The organism is Streptomyces sp. NPDC050636, assembly GCF_040654775.1.
In the GTDB taxonomy this organism is placed as follows: Bacteria; Actinomycetota; Actinomycetes; order Streptomycetales; family Streptomycetaceae; genus Streptomyces.
This window is the reverse complement of record NZ_JBFAIP010000035.1, coordinates 25722-44274: the sequence shown is the minus strand read 5'-3', so window position 1 is coordinate 44274 and position 18553 is coordinate 25722. Positions and strand designations below refer to the sequence as shown.

15 protein-coding genes and 1 pseudogene are annotated in these 18553 nt (G+C 69.8%); 9 read left to right on the top strand and 7 right to left on the bottom strand.

What is annotated here, in order from left to right:
* Positions 1–5 precede the first annotated feature (5 nt).
* The 3 genes and pseudogenes from AB0I10_RS23835 to ssd form a co-directional block, all read right to left on the bottom strand.
* Positions 6–359, bottom strand: coding sequence for a helix-turn-helix transcriptional regulator (locus tag AB0I10_RS23835; RefSeq protein WP_363154591.1), 354 nt, complete (start codon positions 357–359; stop codon positions 6–8).
* Positions 356–1426 carry a tyrosine-type recombinase/integrase gene (locus tag AB0I10_RS23830; protein WP_363154590.1) on the bottom strand — a complete coding sequence of 357 codons (1071 nt, stop codon included), beginning with the start codon at positions 1424–1426 and terminating at the stop codon, positions 356–358. Before AB0I10_RS23830 ends, AB0I10_RS23835 begins: the two co-directional genes overlap by 4 nt.
* A gap of 177 nt (positions 1427–1603) precedes the next feature.
* Positions 1604–2101 (bottom strand): annotated as a pseudogene (ssd, locus tag AB0I10_RS23825) (septum site-determining protein Ssd); the annotation flags it as partial.
* A 495-nt stretch (positions 2102–2596) separates the two neighbouring features.
* Here ssd and AB0I10_RS23820 point away from each other — a divergent pair.
* A complete protein-coding gene (locus AB0I10_RS23820; protein WP_363154589.1) occupies positions 2597–3454 on the top strand; it encodes an HAD-IB family hydrolase in 858 nt (285 codons plus the stop codon).
* Between the two features lie 366 nt (positions 3455–3820).
* Here the strand turns inward: AB0I10_RS23820 and AB0I10_RS23815 are convergent, their stop codons facing one another.
* On the bottom strand, positions 3821–4678 hold the full coding sequence (locus AB0I10_RS23815; protein WP_363154588.1) for an oxidoreductase: 858 nt from the start codon (positions 4676–4678) through the stop codon (positions 3821–3823).
* Between the two features lie 101 nt (positions 4679–4779).
* On the opposite strand from AB0I10_RS23815, the gene AB0I10_RS23810 reads away from it, so the two are divergent.
* From AB0I10_RS23810 to AB0I10_RS23780, 7 genes are all read left to right on the top strand, one after another.
* Positions 4780–5766: an ATP-binding protein gene (locus tag AB0I10_RS23810; protein ID WP_363154587.1), complete on the top strand. Its 987-nt coding sequence runs from the start codon at positions 4780–4782 to the stop codon at positions 5764–5766.
* A gap of 436 nt (positions 5767–6202) precedes the next feature.
* The gene (locus tag AB0I10_RS23805) at positions 6203–8536 is read left to right on the top strand and encodes a SulP family inorganic anion transporter (RefSeq protein WP_363154619.1); all 2334 of its coding nucleotides are present in this window, start codon (positions 6203–6205) and stop codon (positions 8534–8536) included.
* 138 nt (positions 8537–8674) lie between these two features.
* On the top strand, positions 8675–10633 hold the full coding sequence (gene acs / locus AB0I10_RS23800; protein WP_363154586.1) for an acetate--CoA ligase: 1959 nt from the start codon (positions 8675–8677) through the stop codon (positions 10631–10633).
* Between the two features lie 242 nt (positions 10634–10875).
* Positions 10876–12288: a Na+/H+ antiporter NhaA gene (gene nhaA / locus AB0I10_RS23795; protein WP_363154584.1), complete on the top strand. Its 1413-nt coding sequence runs from the start codon at positions 10876–10878 to the stop codon at positions 12286–12288.
* Positions 12289–12334: 46 nt separating this feature from the next.
* Positions 12335–12787, top strand: coding sequence for a phage holin family protein (locus tag AB0I10_RS23790; RefSeq protein ID WP_363154583.1), 453 nt, complete (start codon positions 12335–12337; stop codon positions 12785–12787).
* Between the two features lie 2 nt (positions 12788–12789).
* On the top strand, positions 12790–13728 hold the full coding sequence (locus AB0I10_RS23785; protein WP_363154582.1) for an alpha/beta hydrolase: 939 nt from the start codon (positions 12790–12792) through the stop codon (positions 13726–13728).
* 311 nt (positions 13729–14039) lie between these two features.
* Positions 14040–14237 carry a hypothetical protein gene (locus tag AB0I10_RS23780; RefSeq protein WP_363154581.1) on the top strand — a complete coding sequence of 66 codons (198 nt, stop codon included), beginning with the start codon at positions 14040–14042 and terminating at the stop codon, positions 14235–14237.
* Between the two features lie 84 nt (positions 14238–14321).
* Here AB0I10_RS23780 and AB0I10_RS23775 read toward each other — a convergent pair whose 3' ends face one another.
* From AB0I10_RS23775 to nth, 3 genes are all read right to left on the bottom strand, one after another.
* Complete coding sequence (locus AB0I10_RS23775) at positions 14322–15521, bottom strand: MarP family serine protease (RefSeq protein ID WP_363154580.1); 1200 nt, start codon at positions 15519–15521, stop codon at positions 14322–14324.
* A 13-nt stretch (positions 15522–15534) separates the two neighbouring features.
* Positions 15535–16287 (bottom strand): CoA pyrophosphatase, encoded by a 753-nt coding sequence (locus tag AB0I10_RS23770; RefSeq protein WP_363154579.1) that lies wholly within the window; start codon positions 16285–16287, stop codon positions 15535–15537.
* An 87-nt stretch (positions 16288–16374) separates the two neighbouring features.
* Complete coding sequence (gene nth, locus AB0I10_RS23765; protein WP_363154578.1) at positions 16375–17526, bottom strand: endonuclease III; 1152 nt, start codon at positions 17524–17526, stop codon at positions 16375–16377.
* Positions 17527–17810: 284 nt separating this feature from the next.
* Here nth and AB0I10_RS23760 point away from each other — a divergent pair, with 284 nt between their 5' ends.
* Positions 17811–18485, top strand: coding sequence for a Crp/Fnr family transcriptional regulator (locus AB0I10_RS23760; protein WP_006604164.1), 675 nt, complete (start codon positions 17811–17813; stop codon positions 18483–18485).
* Positions 18486–18553 lie beyond the last annotated feature (68 nt).

Here is an 18553-nt window from a genome sequence, read left to right as displayed (position 1 = left end):
TCTCGTCACAGAGGTGGCACCAGACCGCGAGAACTACCACCACGACCACTGCCGCCCCGCCGACGGCCTTCCCCGGCCGCAGGGCGGAGTGCAGGCGCCTGGGCCCCGCGACCGGTCGGCTCGGGCCGTCGTGCCCGCGCCTTCTCGGGTTCCCGCACGAGAAGGTCACTGGGATCGCATTGCAGCACTTCGCAGATCACATCGAGGTCGTCCAGACGGACCGTCACCGGCTGGCCGGCCCACAAGCTGGACATCTTGCCTGCACTGATCACCAAGCCGGCTTCGGCAAGCAGACGTTGAAGTTCGGAGGACTTCCAGATGTCACGCTGGGCCGCGATCATTCTCAGATTCCACTTCACTGTGCTCCTCCGAAACGGATCTGTGCCCGCTGACCGGCCTTGACCCAGGCGTCTTCGATGTGAGTCCGGTTGACATGCACATAGATCATGGTCGTATTGATCCACTTATGCCCTAGTAGCTCTTGAATCGCCACGACATCCACGCCCTGGCGATAGAGCTCGGAGGCAGCGAAGTGCCGCAGGACATGCGGAGTCAAGTTGCCTGCCTGCCGGGGCAGATGAGCCCCGACGGACTTCTTCAAGTGCAGGCGGAGGGTGTCGGTGTCCACTCGCAGGCTAGAGCCGTCGGCCGCCCGCCGTTCGGAGGGGAACAGCGGAGCCCCAGGAACGTCGGCCCTGTCGTCGTACTCCCATCGAGGCCCGTCAACCCACCATTCCAAGAGCGCCCGACTGCCGTTGATCAGCGGGACCAGCCGCTCCTTCTTGCCGCTGCCGCGGTGCCCCTTCCCGCGCAGAAGGATCTTCCCGAACGACCCGAGGTCCCAGTGAATGTCGTCGACGTTCGCCAGGCACAGCTCCGACACCCGGGGGCCGATCAGGCTCGCCAGCCGCATCGCGGTATAGCTCCGCACGATCGGCAGAGGCTTCCTCGACTGCGGCACGTCGGCCCGCCAGCCGGAGAACAACTGGTCCACCTCAGTGCACGTCGGCGGGATTCTCAGCCGCCCGGTGGTGCCCCCGCGCGGCCTGTTGATCTCATCCAGGGGCGACTCGACGACATACCCCGTCGCGGCATGGATGTCGGCCTTGTGCCGCATCTCAAGAAACTCGAAGTACACACTGAGGCCCTGGGCCATACGGACCTTCGTGCCACTCGCCAGATGGCGCCGGTCCTCACCGAAGTAGCGGTCGAGGTCCGCCGGTTCCATCTCCCACATCGGCCGCCCAAGCCACGACCGGACCTGGACGACGGCTTCGACGTCCTTCGACACGGTGTCGTCACCAGTGCCGGCCGAGAAGCGGGCCAGCACGAACTCGGACAGCAGATCCTGCTCAAAGGCCGCGACTTCCTCCGGAGTCGTCAGACGAAGCTCCGGGCGGATGCCCTGCACAACCGCCAGGGACACGGAACCTCCAGCTCGATCATCCAGCCAAATACTCGGATTGGACGACAGAGTCTCAGGATTTTCGAGGCTTCATCATTCCCTGATCGGGTCAAGCGCGAGGCGCAAAGTTGAAGGTCAGCGACGGGCCTGGACGGCCTCCCCCTGCACTGCCCGCCGGGAACTCTCGGGGACAAGGTCAGGATCTCCGTCCACCAGCATGGTGGGCCGACCGGCACGGGCTGCCGTGACGGCCAGCGCGCAGGCGAGGGTGCTCGCTCCGGCGCCGCCACAGCCGCCGATGACGCCGACCGTGAGCGCCGGGGGTCCGACTCCCTCGACGGCGTCGGCGATCCGGTCCACCAGCCAGCGCTCGTCACCGGGGAGCGTCAGAACCCGCTCCGCCCCGATGGCGACGGCTCGCCTCCAGAGCCCGGGGTCATGTGCGTCCGAGCCGATGAGGATGACGCCGGCTCTGCGTCCGACGCCGCTCAACCGGGCCGCGCGATCATCGCCGACGATCACCAGGGGCGCCGCTTCCCATGCCCCTTCACTGGCCGGCGGGCCGTACGCCACTTCGGGCAGCGCGCCGGCCGCCGCGCACAGCCGGAGAAGATCGTCGAGGAGCCGTTCGTCCTCGGTGATGATCAGCGGTCCGCCCCGTTCCGCTCCGGTTCGAGCCGGCCGATCGGATGCCATGGATCCGGCCACGTTCTGTCCCCCTATCGCTACGCAACTCGCTCATCCGCGAACTCCGCGGACTTTTACGGTGCAGCGATCGGGAAAATCCCGGGGATCTTGACCCAAATCTGTGGACAACTCCGCGCCTGTGAATATCCCCGTCACCTATTCAAGCGACGAACGGCTACTTCTGAGGCTTGAGAGGGGCTTCCGCAGAGCATCCTGACAACTACGGTGTGTAACGACGTGTGGGTAACCGCCAGGCCGCGACGCGAAGGGAAGAGGAAGGGCCGGATCCGCGTCCGACGACGCAAAACGCGTCCGGACATGCGACGACCCCCGCCGGGGGGGAGAGCGGGGGTCGTCCCCACGGCCGACTCGGGGGGGGAGGAGCCGGACCGGGTTAGCACGGTCGCGAACGATCCGTGACTTCCATGGTGTACCCGAGAGCCTTCTCAGGCAAACCCACACGCCGCACCTTACGCCGAATGGTTGGCGCCCTATGCTCACCCCGTGGAAAACCACTCCGTACCTCACTCGACTCCCCGTACTGCCGCGTTCTTCGACTTGGACAAGACCGTCATTGCAAAGTCGAGCACGCTGACCTTCAGCAAGTCGTTCTACCAAGGTGGCCTGATCAATCGCCGGGCCGTACTACGCACCGCCTACGCCCAGTTCGTGTTCCTCGCGGGCGGCGCGGATCACGATCAAATGGAGCGGATGCGCGAATATCTCTCCTCGCTCTGCCGCGGCTGGGACGTGGCCCAGGTCCGCGAGATCGTCGCCGAGACACTGCACGATCTGATCGACCCGATCATTTACGACGAGGCGGCCTCGCTCATCGAGGAGCACCACGCCGCCGGCCGCGATGTCGTGATCGTCTCCACCTCGGGCGCGGAGGTCGTCGAGCCGATCGGCGAACTCCTGGGCGCCGACCGCGTCGTGGCCACCCGGATGGTCGTCGGTGAGGACGGCCGCTTCACCGGCGAGGTCGAGTACTACGCCTATGGGCCGACCAAGGCGCAGGCCGTCCGGGAACTCGCCGCGTCCGAGGGCTACGACCTTGAGCGCTGCTATGCGTACAGCGACTCGGCGACCGACGTCCCGATGCTCGAAGCGGTCGGCAACCCGTACGCGGTCAATCCGGACCGGGCGCTTCGCCGCGAGGCGCTCGGCCGCGGCTGGCCGGTGCTGTCCTTCAACCGCCCGGTCCCGCTCAAGCAGCGGCTGCCGGTGCTGTCGCTGCCCCCACGGCCGGTACTCGTCGCCATCGCCGCGGTGGGCACGGCGGCCGCCACCGCGGGCCTGGTCTGGTACGCGAGCCGGCGGAAAACAGCGCGACAACGACTCGCCCGTATTACCCGCGTTTGAAGGAGAACGTAAAGATCTGCAGGCTGGGGTTCCGCTTATCCCGCATCGGTAGTACAAAGGACTTAACGGCCCGCGAGACCAAGGACATCCGAAAGGAAGACCTTTAACGCAGTAAGGCCCACGGACCGATGCATGAATGTCGGGCACCCACGCGACGCCGACCCGTCGATTGCGGGCCAGCCGCACCAGGTAACCGGACGAAGATTCCGACCTGATCGGCAAATTTCGTGCACGCATGGTAACCCGGCAGACGTGCCAGCGGCGGTACCGCAGGAAATGGGTACCGCCGCACCCCTGTTCAGGGGCGGATGAGCCGGAATCCCGGGCCCCTGACCAATGGCCTCGCCCCGCTCCGCAGCCCCGCGTTCACGCCGCGCCGCGCTGCAGCGCCTCGCAGACCGCGGTGCTCTCCCGGGAGCCCAGCCCGACCGCGCGCCCGCAGTGCGCGATCCACGCCGCGACGCCCTCCGGAGTGCCCGAGGCATAGCCCTCCAGGGCCGCGAGATAGGCCGCGCGCCCCGGTTCGGCGTGCCCGACCTCCGCCGGACAGATCGACTTCGGGTCCAGTCCGCTGCCCACCAGCACGATCCGCTCCGCCGCCCGCGCCACCAGCCCGTTGAACGACCCGAAGGGGCGCAGCGCCAGCAGCTCGCCGTGCACCACCGCGGCGGTCACCAGGGCAGGCGCCTCGGTACCGGCCAGCAGCAGCCGCGCCAGCCCGTCCAGTCGCCCCGCGACCTCATCGGCGTCCGGCAGCGGCAGCTCGACCAGTGGTTCGTCCACCGGCTCACCGGCCAGCCGCGGGCGACCCACCGCGTCGTCCGCCTCGCCACCGCCGGCCGCCACCAGATGGAGCCGGGCCAGCACCCGTAGCGGCGACTGCCGCCATACGCTCAGCAGTTGGCCGGCTTCCGCGGTCAGCCGCAGCGCCGCGCCGACCGTCCGCGGCTCACCGTCGACTCCGAAGTCGGTGCGCCGCCTGACCTCCTCAAGCACCCAGTCCGCACCGGAAAGCGCCGCGGAAGCGCGCGCTCCGCGCAGCGCGGCCTCCGAGGTGACCTCATTGCTGCGGCGGCGCATGATCCGGTGCCCGTAGACCCGGTCTACGGCCTTGCGTACGGAGTCCACGGACTCGGCGACCCCCGGGAGCGACGCCAGGGCCGCGAGCGGGTCGTCGCTCGCTTTCGGGGGTACGGGGGGCGTTCCCCCGGAAATTGCAGCCATGGGTACGACCCTACGCACCACCGGGCCACGCCCCTCGAAGGAGTGGTCTTCTTCACGCAAACCTCTCACCGAAAGCAATATGACGATTACCCTTGGTGAACATGAAGATCGCTTTCGTAGGCAAGGGTGGCAGCGGTAAGACCACCCTGTCCTCCCTGTTCATCCGGCATCTCGCCGCGGCCCGTATCCCTGTGATCGCGGTGGACGCCGATATCAATCAGCACCTGGGCGCCGCCCTCGGCCTGGACGAGACGGAGGCCGCCACGCTTCCCGCGATGGGCGCCCATCTCCCGCTGATCAAGAACTACTTGCGCGGCAGCAATCCGCGGATCCCGTCCGCCGAGACGATGATCAAGACGACGCCGCCGGGCGAGGGCTCGCGGCTGCTGCGGGCCGGCGGGGACAACCCCGTCTTCGACGCCTGCGCACGGACCGTGCCGCTCGATGACGCCTCTGTGCGGCTGATGGCGACCGGCCCGTTCACCGAGTCCGATCTGGGCGTGGCCTGCTACCACTCCAAGGTCGGTGCGGTCGAACTGTGCTTGAACCACCTCGTGGACGGCCGTGAGGAGTACGTCGTCGTCGATATGACGGCCGGCTCGGACTCCTTCGCCTCCGGTTTGTTCACGCGCTTCGACATGACTTTCCTGGTGGCCGAGCCGACCCGTAAGGGCATCGCGGTCTACCGCCAGTACAAGGAGTACGCACGGGACTTCGGCGTCCGCCTGAAGGTCGTGGGCAACAAGGTGCAGGGCCCGGACGACCTGGCGTTCCTGCGTGCGGAGGTGGGCGACGACCTGCTGGTGACCGTCGGGCACTCCGACTGGGTGCGCGCCATGGAGAAGGGCCGTCCGGCCCGCTTCGCCCGCCTTGAGGAAGCCAACCGCCGCGCCTTGGCGACGCTGCACACCGCGGCCGACGAAGCGTACGAGCGCCGCGACTGGGAGCGCTACACCCGCCAGATGGTGCACTTCCATCTGAAGAACGCGGAAAGCTGGGGCAATGCCAAGACGGGCACGGACCTGGCGGCGCAGGTCGACCCTGCCTTCGTCCTCTTCGAGGGAACGGCCGCCCCGCAGCCCGTTTGACCCGACGGTCCACCCTTAGGCGCCTTGCCCTCCGGCAGGGCGCCTCGGCGTTTCCGGACCCGGCGGAGTACACCACGGCCACAAGGGCCGTCGGCCCTCCCGGCGGCTGCCTCCACCCTGTGCAAGCCCCCCGCCGCAAGCTCCATCCGAGTGATTAATAGAGCCAATTTTCCACAAACCTTTATACGCCGACGAGGGGGGCCGAAAAGACGGGCCGATAGCCGCCGCATTCACCCGACAGGGGGAATGACTGGCTCGTATGCCCGAAAAGACTTCTCTTTCTCTTTACGCGTCATTACGATTCGTTTACCGATGCTTGAGAGTCACCGGAACGTCACCCACCGCGACGACCACCGGTTCGGCTCGCGTCCCGCCGCAGCACACCGCCGCCCACGATCGCGCCCCGCGCGACCGCGTCGCCCCGGAGGAGACGGGAATGTCGCATATCGAGAAGCCGCAGCCGCAGCCCTCAGAAGTCCGCCCCGAGCCGTCCCGTCCGGAACCGGGGCCCGAGCGCCGAACAAAGAGGGTCTCCGGCGCGGTCCGCCGGGACCTCTCCGCGTCGATCGTCATCTTCCTGCTCGCCGTCCCGCTGTCCCTCGGGCTCGCCCTCGCCACCGGCGCCCCGCTCCAGGCCGGCCTGGTCGCCGCGGCGGTCGGCGGCATCGTCGCCGGCCTGCTCGGCGGCGCGCCGCTCCAGGTAAGCGGGGCGGCGACCGGCCTCCTGGTGGTCACCGCCGACCTCATCCAGCGCTTCGGCTGGCGCGCCACCTGCGCGATCACGATCCTCGCCGGCGGGGTCCAACTCACCCTGGGGGCACTGCGTGTGGCCCGTGCCGCGCTGGCCATCAGCCCGGCGATCGTGCACGGCATGCTCGCCGGCATCGGTGTCACCATCGCCATCGGGCAGCTCCATGTGGTGCTCGGCGGCAGCCCCGACAGCTCGGCGCTCGACAACGCCGCGGCGCTGCCCCGCCAGTTGGAGGATCCGCACGCCATCGCGATGCTGATCGGCGCCATCACCGTCGCCGTACTGGTCGGCTGGGGACGGCTGCCGGGCCGCGTCGGGCGGTGGGCGCGGGTCTTCCCGGCCCCGCTGGCCGCCGTCCTCGCCGCGACGGCCGCCAGCGCGGGGATGACCGTGCCGCGGGTGGAGCTGCCGTCCTGGCGGCTGCCCGACCTGCCCGCGCTGCCGGACGCGTCCTGGCCGGCCATCGCCGCCGCGGTGCTGACCGTCACCCTCGTCGCCAGCATGGAGTCGCTGCTGTCGGCGGTCGCCGTGGACCGGCTCGCGGCCGAGCAGCCGTACGCCCCCGGGGGGCACGCCCACCTCAACCGCGAGCTGGCCGGCCAGGGTCTCGCCAATGCCGTATCGGGGCTGCTGGGCGGCCTGCCGATCTCCGGGGGCGCGATCCGCGGCTCGGCCAATGTGAAGGCCGGCGCGGTCAGCCGCCGGTCCACCGTGCTGCACGGCGTATGGGTGCTGCTGTGCGCGGGCCTGCTGGCCGCCGCGCTGGAGCTGATCCCGCTGGCCGCGCTCGCCGCGCTGGTCATGGTCATCGGCGTACGGATGGTGAGCTTCGCGCACATCCGGCATGTGCAGCGGCACCGCGAATTCCCGGTGTACGCAGCCACCTTGGGCGGGGTCGTCGTCTTCGGCGTCCTGCACGGCGTGGCAACGGGCGTGGCGGTCGCGGTGTTCCTGGCGCTGCGCCGGCTGACACACACCCGCGTCATGGTGACGGAGGAGGCCGACAGCCACCGGGTGCGCGTCAGCGGGCAGTTGACGTTCCTGGCGGTGCCGCGGCTGACCCGGGCGCTGGCGCTGGTGCCGGAGCGCGCGAATGTCGTCATCGAGCTGTGCGGTTCGTTCATGGACCACGCCGCCTACGAAGCGCTGCAGACCTGGTCCGCCGCTCATCGGGCGCACGGCGGCTGGGTGACGCTCGGCGGGCGTTCGGGCCGGCCCATCGCCGAGCCGGCCAGCGCTCACTCCTGCCGCCCATGGACGCCCTGGCGCAACCACCACTGCACCCGGTCCGCCCTGGCCCGCGAGTCGGTCCCGGAGACCAGCGGCAGCCAACTGCTGGGCGGGGTCAGCGCATTCCAGCGTCATACGGCGCCTCTGGTGCGCGAGGAGCTGGCCCGGCTGGCGCGCGAGGGCCAGCGACCCACCCAGCTGTTTCTGACCTGCGCCGACTCCCGGCTGGTCACGAGCATGATCACATCCAGCGGTCCGGGCGATCTGTTCACCGTGCGCAACGTCGGCAATCTGATGCCGCCGCCCGGCTCGGACGGTTCCTGCGACTCTGTAGGAGCGGCGATCGAGTACGCGGTGGAGGTGCTGAAGGTCGGCTCGATCACGGTGTGCGGCCATTCGGGATGCGGCGCCATGGGGGCGCTGCTCAACTCCGCGACATCCGCGGCGCAGGACGCACACGAGGTCGAGGCCACCCCGCTCACCCGCTGGCTGCGGCACGGCCGGCCGAGCCTGGCCCGTATGGAGCGGATCGGACGGCTGGGGAGAGGCGAAGTCGCCCTCGCCGAGCGACCGGTGGCGGACGATCATGAGCGGCTGGCGCTGGTCAACGTCATGCAGCAGCTCGACCATCTCCGGGCACACGCCTGTGTGGCCCGCCGGGTCGCTGAGGGCTCACTGACGCTTCAGGGCATGTATTTCCATGTCGCCGAGGCCCAGGCATACGTCCTGGACGAGGCCACCCGCCGGTTCTCCGCGGTCCTCCCGGAACCGGCGCCGCTCACGGCCTGACCTGCGAATCAGCCGGGACACCGGCCACAATCAGACAGGTCTACACCAATTTTTATCCACAGCCCTTGTCAGGGCCTGGCATGGGCTGATGAGCTATGGCCTGGGACACATCGGACGCCCTGGGAATTGGGAGATGTCGTGAGCAACGAAAGTCTGGCCAACCTGCTCAAGGAGGAGCGGCGGTTCCCACCGCCCGCCGATCTGGCCACGCACGCCAACGTCACGGCAGCCGCGTACGAGCAGGCCGCGGCCGACCGGCTGGGCTTCTGGGCCGAGCAGGCGAAACGCCTGTCCTGGGAGACCGCGCCCACCCAGACACTCGACTGGTCCAACGCGCCCTTCGCAAAGTGGTTCGCCGACGGCAAGCTCAACGTCGCCTACAACTGCGTGGACCGGCATGTGGAGAACGGCCTGGGCGACCGGGTCGCCATGCACTTCGAGGGCGAGTCGGGCGACACCCGCGCGATCACCTACGCCGAGCTCCAGCGCGAGGTCTCCAAGGCCGCCAACGCGCTGATCGAGCTGGGTGTGCGGACCGGCGACCGGGTCGCCATCTACATGCCGATGATCCCGGAGACGGTCATCGCCATGCTGGCCTGCGCGCGCCTGGGCGCCCCGCACTCCGTCGTCTTCGGCGGCTTCTCCGCGGATGCGCTGGCGACCCGTATCGAGGACGCCGACGCCCAGGTCGTCATCACCGCGGACGGCGGCTACCGGCGCGGCAAGCCGAGCGCGCTCAAGCCGGCCGTCGACGAGGCCATCGAGCGCGTGGACCGGGTGCGCCACGTCCTCGTCGTCCGCCGCACCGGCCAGGATGTGGCCTGGGACGACAGCCGCGACGTGTGGTGGCACGACGTGGTCGAGCGCCAGTCGGACCAGCACACCCCCGAGGCGTTCGACGCCGAGCACCCGCTGTTCATCCTCTACACCTCGGGGACGACGGGTAAGCCCAAGGGCATCCTGCACACCACCGGCGGCTACCTCACCCAGGTGTCGTACACCCACCACGCCGTCTTCGACCTCAAGCCGGAGACCGACGTCTTCTGGTGCACCGCGGACGTCGGCTGGGTGACCGGCCACTCGTACATCGCCTACGGCCCGCTCTCCAACGGCGCGACCGAGGTGCTCTACGAGGGCACGCCCGACACCCCGCACCAGGGCCGGTGGTGGGAGATCGTGCAGAAGTACGGCGTCACGATCCTCTACACCGCGCCGACCGCGATCCGCGCCTGCATGAAGTGGGGCGACGACATCCCGGCGAAGTTCGATCTGTCGTCCCTGCGGATCCTCGGGTCGGTCGGCGAGCCGATCAACCCCGAGGCCTGGATGTGGTACCGCAAGCACATCGGCGCCGACGCCACGCCCATCGTCGACACCTGGTGGCAGACCGAGACCGGCGCGATGATGCTCAGCCCGCTGCCGGGCGTCACGGAGACCAAGCCGGGCTCCGCCCAGGTGCCGCTGCCCGGTATCGCCGCGACCGTGGTGGACGACGACGCCAACGAGGTGCCCGACGGCGCCGGCGGCTACCTCGTCCTGACCGAGCCGTGGCCGTCGATGCTGCGCACCATCTGGGGCGACGACCAGCGCTACCTCGACACCTACTGGTCCCGCTTCGCCGGCAAGTACTTCGCGGGCGACGGCGCCAAGAAGGACGACGACGGCGACATCTGGCTGCTCGGCCGGGTGGACGACGTGATGCTGGTGTCCGGCCACAACATCTCCACCACCGAGGTGGAGTCGGCGCTGGTCTCGCACCCGAAGGTCGCCGAGGCCGCGGTCGTCGGCGCCACCGACCCGCAGACCACCCAGTCCATCTGCGCCTTTGTCATCCTGCGCGGCGGCGCCACCGCCGAGGACGAAGGTCTGGTCGACGAGCTGCGCGCGCATGTCGCCAAGCAGCTCGGCCCGATCGCCAAGCCCAAGCGGATCATGCCGGTCGCGGAGCTGCCCAAGACGCGCTCCGGCAAGATCATGCGGCGGCTGCTGCGCGATGTGGCCGAGAACCGCGCCCTCGGCGATGTCACCACGCTCACCGATTCGTCCGTCATGGATCTGATCCAGGCGAAGCTGCCGAGCGCCGCCAGCGAGGACTGAGCGGGACCCGTCAACGGGAGGGGGCACGGGCCGATGCGGCCGGTGCCCCCTCCCGCGTTCTCCGGTGGCCCGACGGGGCCCTCCAGCAGCCGGATGACCGATATGCCGCTAAAGTCGCAACCACCGGGTAACCCTTCGCACCCGCCAGGTAAAGTGATAGCCGCGTCAACGACACGCTAAGAATTCAAAGGTGCGCCGGGAAGTCTGGTCGGCAACTGCAACAGCCGTACACAGCTGCCGAAATGACCGGAGGACTTCGCGTGAGCGTGCCCGACAACCGTCGTTCCATATTTCTCGGGCGCATGCCCCTGCCCGAGCGGAACTTCATCGCAGAAGCACTGCGCACCGAGACCGTGGGCGGCGTCCTCCTCCTCGTCGCCGCCGTCGTGGCCATTGTCTGGGCGAACACCCTCAGCGGCAGCTACGAGGCGATCCGCGACTTCCACCTCGGCCCCGCCTTCCTTGGCCTCGACCTCTCCATCCAGCACTGGGCCGCCAACGGCCTGCTCGCCGTCTTCTTCTTCGTCGCCGGCATCGAGCTCAAGCGCGAACTGGTCGCCGGCGAGCTGCGCGACCCCAAGGCCGCCGCCCTCCCCGTGATCGCCGCGATCTGCGGAATGGCGACGCCCGCACTCGTCTACGCCGCCGTCAACGCCATCGGCGGCGGCTCGATGCAGGGCTGGGCGGTCCCCACCGCCACCGACATCGCCTTCGCGCTCGCCGTCCTCGCCGTGATCGGCACCTCCCTGCCGTCCGCGCTCCGCGCCTTCCTGCTCACCCTCGCGGTCGTCGACGACCTCTTCGCCATCCTGATCATCGCGGTCTTCTTCACCTCGCAGCTCAACTTCCTGGCCCTCGGCTTCGCCGTCGTCGGCCTCGCGGTCTTCTATCTGCTGCTCCGCAAGGGCGTCCGCGGCTGGTACATCTACGTCCCACTGGCCGTGGTCATCTGGGGCCTGATGGAGAACAGCGGGGTGCACGCCACCATCGCGGGCGTCGCCATGGGCCTGATGCTGCGCTGCACCCGCCGCGACGGTGAGCGGCACTCCCCCGGCGAGCACATCGAGCACCTGGTCCGCCCGCTCTCGGCCGGCCTCGCGGTGCCGCTGTTCGCGCTGTTCTCGGCGGGCGTCGCCATCTCCGGCGGCGCGATCCACGAGGTCTTCACCCGGCCCGAGACGCTCGGCGTCGTCCTCGGCCTGGTGGTCGGCAAGGCGCTGGGCATCTTCGGCGGTACGTGGGTCACCGCCCGCTTCACCAAGGCCGAACTCAACCCGGACCTCAAGTGGCCGGACCTCTTCGCCGTCGGAGCCCTGGCCGGCATCGGCTTCACCGTCTCGCTGCTCATCGGCGAACTGGCCTTCTCCGAGGACCCGACGCTGACCGAAGAGATCAAGGCATCGGTGCTGATCGGCTCGCTGCTCGCCGCGGTCTTCGCCGGCATCCTCCTCAAGGCCCGCAACAACAAGTACAAGCAGCTGTGCGAGGAGGAGGAGCGGGACGAGGACAACGACGGTATCCCCGACATCTACGAACTCGACAAGCCCGAGTACCACCTGCGGATGGCCGCCATCCTCGAAGCGAAGGCCGCAGAACACCGGCGCCAGGCCGATGTAGCCGCCAGGACACGCACCGGAGACGATGGTCCGGCATGATCTGAACAGGTATCGCATCCGGGTGAAAAAGAAGAGGGAGACGGCGATGAGCGCAGCCGACGACGGCACGGACCGCAGCCTCGGGCAGCTGGTGGCTTCAGCCACCGCCGAGATGTCCGCACTTGTGCACGACGAAATCGCACTGGCCAAGGCGGAACTGCGGCAGGACGCCAAGCGGGCGGGCATCAGCAGCGCCGCCTTCGCCTCGGCCGGGGCGCTGGCGCTGTTCGCCCTGCCGGTGCTGAGCTTCGCGGCGGCGTACGGCATCCACAACCTCGGCCTCGGGCTCGCCTGGTCCTTCCTGATCGTGGGCGGCGCCTTCCTGGTGCTCGCCGGTCTGCTGGTGGCCATCGCGGTGGCCAAGATCAAGAAGATCAAGAAGCCGGAGAAGTCCATCAGCTCGGCCAAGGAGACCGCGGCCGTCCTCCAGAAGGCCAAGCCACACCCGCGCGTGGCGCCGGCGGACCACCCGGTCCTGGAGTCTGTGACACGCTCGTAGGTATGACAGCCCCTGACAGCACCACCTCGGTCGTACGGCTCGACATCCCCGGCGGGAAAGAGCTGGCGCACCGGGACGTCGCGGCAAACGGCGCCCGCTTCCACATCGCCGAGATGGGCGACGGCCCCCTGGTGCTGCTGCTGCACGGCTTCCCGCAGTTCTGGTGGACCTGGCGGCACCAACTGCCCGCGCTCGCCGAAGCGGGCTTCCGCGCGGTCGCGATGGACCTGCGCGGTGTCGGCGGCAGCGACCGCACACCGCGTGGTTACGACCCGGCGAACCTCGCCCTCGACATCACCGGCGTCATCCGGTCCCTGGGCGAGCCGGACGCCGCGCTCGTCGGGCACGACCTGGGCGGCTATCTCGCCTGGACGGCGGCGGCGATGCGGCCCAAGCTGGTGCGCCGGCTGGCGGTCTCCTCGATGCCGCACCCGCGGCGCTGGCGCTCGGCGATGCTCGCCGACGTCAAACAGAGCACGCGGAGTTCGCACATCTGGAACTTCCAGCCGCCCTGGCTCCCGGAGCGCCGGCTGATGGCGGACGACGCGGCACTGGTCGGCCGGATGATCCGCGACTGGTCCGGGCCCCGGCTGCCCGAGGACGACGCGGTGGCGGTCTACCAGCGGGCGATGAGCATCCCGTCGACGGCGCACTGCTCGATCGAGCCGTACCGGTGGATGGTGCGCTCGATGGCCCGCCCGGACGGCATCCAGTTCAACCGCCGGATGAAGATGCCCGTACGCGTCCCGACGCTGCATCTGCACGGCTCCCTCGACCCGGTCATGCGCACCCGCAGCGCCGCCGGCTCCGGCGAGTACGTCGAGGCCCCGTACCGCTGGCGGCTGTACGACGGCCTGGGCCACTTCCCGCACGAGGAAGACCCGGTGGCGTTCTCCGCCGAGCTCATCAACTGGCTGAACGACCCGGAACCCGACCGGTAGAGGCCAGCACCCCAGGCCGGCTGGGGGTCCGGGGGTCACCCCCGGGACAGCACAGCAATTGGCTGAACGACCCGGAACCCGACCGGTAAAGACATAGCCCAAAGACATAGCCCTGGGCCAACGCCCAGGGCCCGTTGCCCCTCTCACGCCCCTCAGGAGCATGGGCTAGGGGCATGGGCGCTGCCCCCGCGCGGGCCGGTCGGCCACCGGCTCGAACCTTCGTCTGACGAACGGCCACTTGCCTGGCGCATAGGCCAATTGGCGGCTCCCCGGGCGGTTACGGACCTTGGGGCACGGGCAGAGTCGAGGGTATGGGCTGGACGCACGACTACCGTGACGTGGCACGCAACCGCCGCAGCAGTGCCGCTGCAGTGGGCACTCGGGAGAGGGGCACCCCGGACCTCGGGTCCGGCGACGCCCCCGATCCGGCGCACCCGATGGGCATTCCGCGCATCCTGCGCCGCAGAGCGCGCTGGGTGAGCGCGCGGCTCCGCCATCCCCGCGGCTGAGCCCCGGCACGCTTCGCACCGCCGGCGTGTGGCGCGGGAAGCCCTGGGACACGCCTCAGGCCCCCGCGCCCCGCACCTCGCCTCTCAGATCGCGCAACCCTGGCTGTCGACCTGCCGCTCGGCCGTACGCCCCCTGGCGATGTCCCCGCGGACCTCGTCGGCGGTCAGGGCATAGCCGGTGCGCGCGTCGTCCAGGGACTTCGCGAAGACGACGCCGTAGACCTCACCCTGAGGAGTGAGCAGCGGGCCGCCGGAATTGCCCTGCCGGACCGTGGCGTAGAGGGAGTACACATCGCGGCCGACCGTGCCGCGGTGGTAGATGTCCGGGCCGTTGGCCTGGATGCGGCCGCGGATACGGGCGGCGCGGACGTCATAGCCACCGTTCTCCGGGAAGCCGGCGACGATGGCGCTCTTGCCGGTGTTCGCGTCCACGTCGGCGAAGCGCAGCGCCGGGGCTTCCAGTGACGGCACGTCAAGGACGGCGATATCGCGCTGCCAGTCGTAGAGCACGACCTTGGCGTCGTAGGTACGCCCCTCGCCGCCCACCTGCACGGTCGGTTCCTCGACGCCGCCGACGACGTGCGCGTTGGTCATCACGCGGTGCCGCCCGAAGACGAAGCCGCTGCCTTCGAGGACCTTGCCGCAACTGGGCGCGGTGCCGACGACCTTGACGATACTGCGCTTGGCGCGCGCCGCCACCTTGCCGCTGGCCAGCGCGGGATCGGGCGCGGGCACCGAGGTGATCGGCTCGTTGGAGAACGGCGTGAAGACCTGCGGGAAGCCGTTCTGCGCGAGCACGGAGGAGAAGTCGGCGAACCAGGTGTTGGCCTCCGGGGGCAGCACCCGGGACACCCCCAGCAGCACCTTGGAGTTACGGACCTCCTTGCCGAGCGTCGGCAGGGACGTACCGGCCAGAGCGGAGCCGATCAGCCAGGCAACCAGCAGCATCGCCAGGACGTTGACCACCGCGCCGCCGGTCGCGTCCAGCGCCCGCGCCGGTGACCAGGTGATGTGGCGGCGCAGTTTGTTGCCCAGATGGGTGGTGAGCGCCTGGCCCACGGATGCGCACACGATCACGATGGCGACCGCCGCGATGGCCGCGAAGGTACCGGGCGTCGCGTCGCCGGTGATCTCGTTCCAGATCACCGGCAGCAGATAGACCGCGATCAGGCCGCCTCCGAGGAAGCCGATCACGGACAGGATGCCGACGACGAAACCTTGCCGATAGCCGACGATCGCGAACCACACGGCCGCGACCAGCAGCAGAATGTCCAGGACGTTCACGCCCGACACCGTCTCACGAGCGCCAGTCGAGCGGGACGTGCTTGTCACGGTCCCACGGAATCTCCCAGCCCGCGTAGTGCAGAATCCGGTCGATGACTCCGGCCGTAAAGCCCCAGACCAGGGCGTTCTCGACAAGGAACGCCGGGCCGATGTGGCCGCTGGGGTGACGTGTGGTCATGCGATGGCCGGGGTCCGTGAGATCCGCCACGGGAACCGTGAACACCCGGGCGGTCTCCGCCTGGTCGACCGCGCCGACCGGGCTCGGCTCGCGCCACCAGCCCAGGACGGGCGTCACGACGAAGCCGCTGACGGGGATGTAGACGCGCGGCAGCACACCGAAGACCTGGACACCGGACGGATCGAGGCCGGTCTCCTCCTGGGCCTCGCGCAGCGCCGCCCGCACCGGGCCGTGCCCGTCGGGATCGCCGTCCTCCGGGTCGAGGGCGCCACCGGGGAAGGAGGGCTGGCCGGCATGCGAGCGCAGGGTGCCGGCGCGCTCCATCAGGAGCAGTTCGGGGCCGCGCGGACCGTGGCCGAACAGGATCAGCACCGCGGACTGACGGCCGCCGCTCTCGGGCGGCAGGAAGCGGCTGAGCTGTCGGGGCTCGATCGTGTCTGCCGCGCGGGCCACCGGGGCCAGCCATTCGGGCAGGCCGTCGGCCGTGACGGTGGCGTCCCGGCCGTCTGCCGCGCCGTACGGGCCTCTGGGCTCCGCCCCGCCGCGTGCGCCCGTCGTCTCGCCGTACTGCTCCCGTGCTCTCGTCATACGCGCCCCCTCAGGCCTTGGCTTCAATGGTCGGGATCCGCGACCGGTCCCCGGCCGGCCCGGGGCCTGCGGTCACCGCGGCTGCCGTCATGGGGCCGCCATCGGGGGCGCGGGCTGCCCCGGATAGTCGGCCGGCGGCTTGAGCCGCTGCCCCGGCTGGCCGCCCAGCTCGTACTTGAGCAGCTTCTTCGCCTTCTCCGGGTCCGTCTCGCCCTCGCCGTACGCGGGGCAGAGCGGAGCGATGGCGCAGGCGCCGCAGGCGGGCTTGCGGGAGTGGCAGACGCGGCGGCCGTGGAAGACGACGCGGTGCGAGAGCATCGTCCACTCGCTCTTGGGGAAGATCGCGGCGACATCCGCCTCGACCTTTTCCGCGTCCTCCTGGGCGGTCCAACCGAAGCGGCGCGCCAGGCGGCCGAAGTGTGTGTCGACGGTGATACCCGGGACGCCGAAGGCGTTGCCCAGCACCACATTGGCGGTCTTCCGGCCGACGCCGGGCAGCGTGACCAGGTCCTCCAGGCGGCCCGGCACCTCGCCCCCGAAGCGGTCACGCAGCGCGGCGGACAGGCCCAGCAGCGACCTCGTCTTGGCGCGGAAGAAGCCGGTCGGCCGGATCAGCTCCTCCAGCCGCTCCGGGTCCATCGCGGCCATGTCCTCGGGGGTCGGGCAGACCGCGAAGAGGCGGGGGGTGGTCTGGTTGACCCTCAGGTCGGTGGTCTGCGCGGACAGGACCGTCGCGACCAGCAGCTCGAAGGGGTTGGTGAAGTCCAGCTCCGGATGGGCGTACGGATACAGCTCGGCCAGCTCGCGGTTGATCCGGCGCGCCCGCCGCACCATGGCCACCCGCGACTCGGGCTTACGGGCGGGGGCCTTCTTGGCGGCCGCTTTCGTGGCGGGGGCCTTCTTGGCGGTGGCCGCTGGCTTCTTCGTCGCGGCGGCCTTCGTCGTCACGGCCTTCTTGGCGACGGCCTTCTTCACACCGGTCTCCGTCGTCGCGGCTTTCTTCACGACGGCCTTCTTCGCGACGGCCTTCTTCGTGACGGCCTTCTTGGCCGCCGCCGGCTTCTCGGGGGTCTGCTTCACGGCGGCCTTCTTCCCTGCCGAGCTCTTGCTTACCGACGTCTTCCCTGCTGTGGTGTTCGCCATCGGGTCCTTCACCACCGGACGCGACGCGCCGGGCACCCGCCCCGCCGGCTTCCGGCCGGACACCACCCTGGAGGGCGATTTGTCACTTTTATCCATATTCGAGGCGCGGAGCGGCGACTGTTCGCCCACAGCAGAATCGCGTTCTGCGCTCACTCGCCCAGCCCCCCAGTCCTGTGCTCCCACCGGCGTATTGGACACTCGGCCAGAGTAAGGCCACCCACTGACATCCGGCCCGATCACCGTGATTCGTGACCCCAATCGGCCCCCTGCCGTACGGCTCGGGGCACGGGTCCGGCAAACTTGTGATTGATCGCACTGTTTTGCATTCCGGCATGATGGGGACCACAGTCCCCCGGAGCATGTCGACAAGGAGAGATCTCGTGGACGACGTTCTGCGGCGCGCACCGCTCTTCGCGGCGCTCGATGACGAGCAGGCGGCCGAGCTGCGCGCCTCGATGGGAGAGGTCACGCTCGCCCGCGGCGACGCCCTGTTCCACGAAGGGGACCCCGGCGACCGCCTGTACGTGGTCACCGAGGGCAAGGTGAAGCTGCACCGCACTTCTCCGGACGGCCGGGAGAACATGCTCGCCGTCCTAGGTCCTGGAGAGCTGATCGGTGAGCTCTCGCTCTTCGACCCGGGCCCACGTACGGCCACCGCATCCGCCCTCACCGAGGTCAAACTCCTCGGCCTGGGCCACGGTGACCTCCAGCCCTGGCTGAACGCCCGCCCCGAAGTGGCCACGGCCCTGCTGCGCGCGGTCGCCCGCCGACTGCGCAAGACCAACGACCAGATGTCCGACCTGGTCTTCTCGGACGTACCGGGCCGCGTGGCGCGCGCCCTGCTGGACCTGTCGCGCCGCTTCGGCGTGCAGTCCGAGGAGGGCATCCACGTCGTGCACGACCTGACGCAGGAGGAACTGGCCCAGCTCGTGGGCGCCTCCCGCGAGACGGTCAACAAGGCGCTCGCCGACTTCGCGGGCCGCGGCTGGCTGCGCCTGGAGGCGCGCGCCGTGATCCTGCTGGACGTCGAACGCCTGGCCAAGCGCTCGCGCTGACGCCGGCCGCGCGACCGCGCACCGCAACACACACGAAGGGCCCCGCTCCGGCGGGGCCCTTCGCGCAT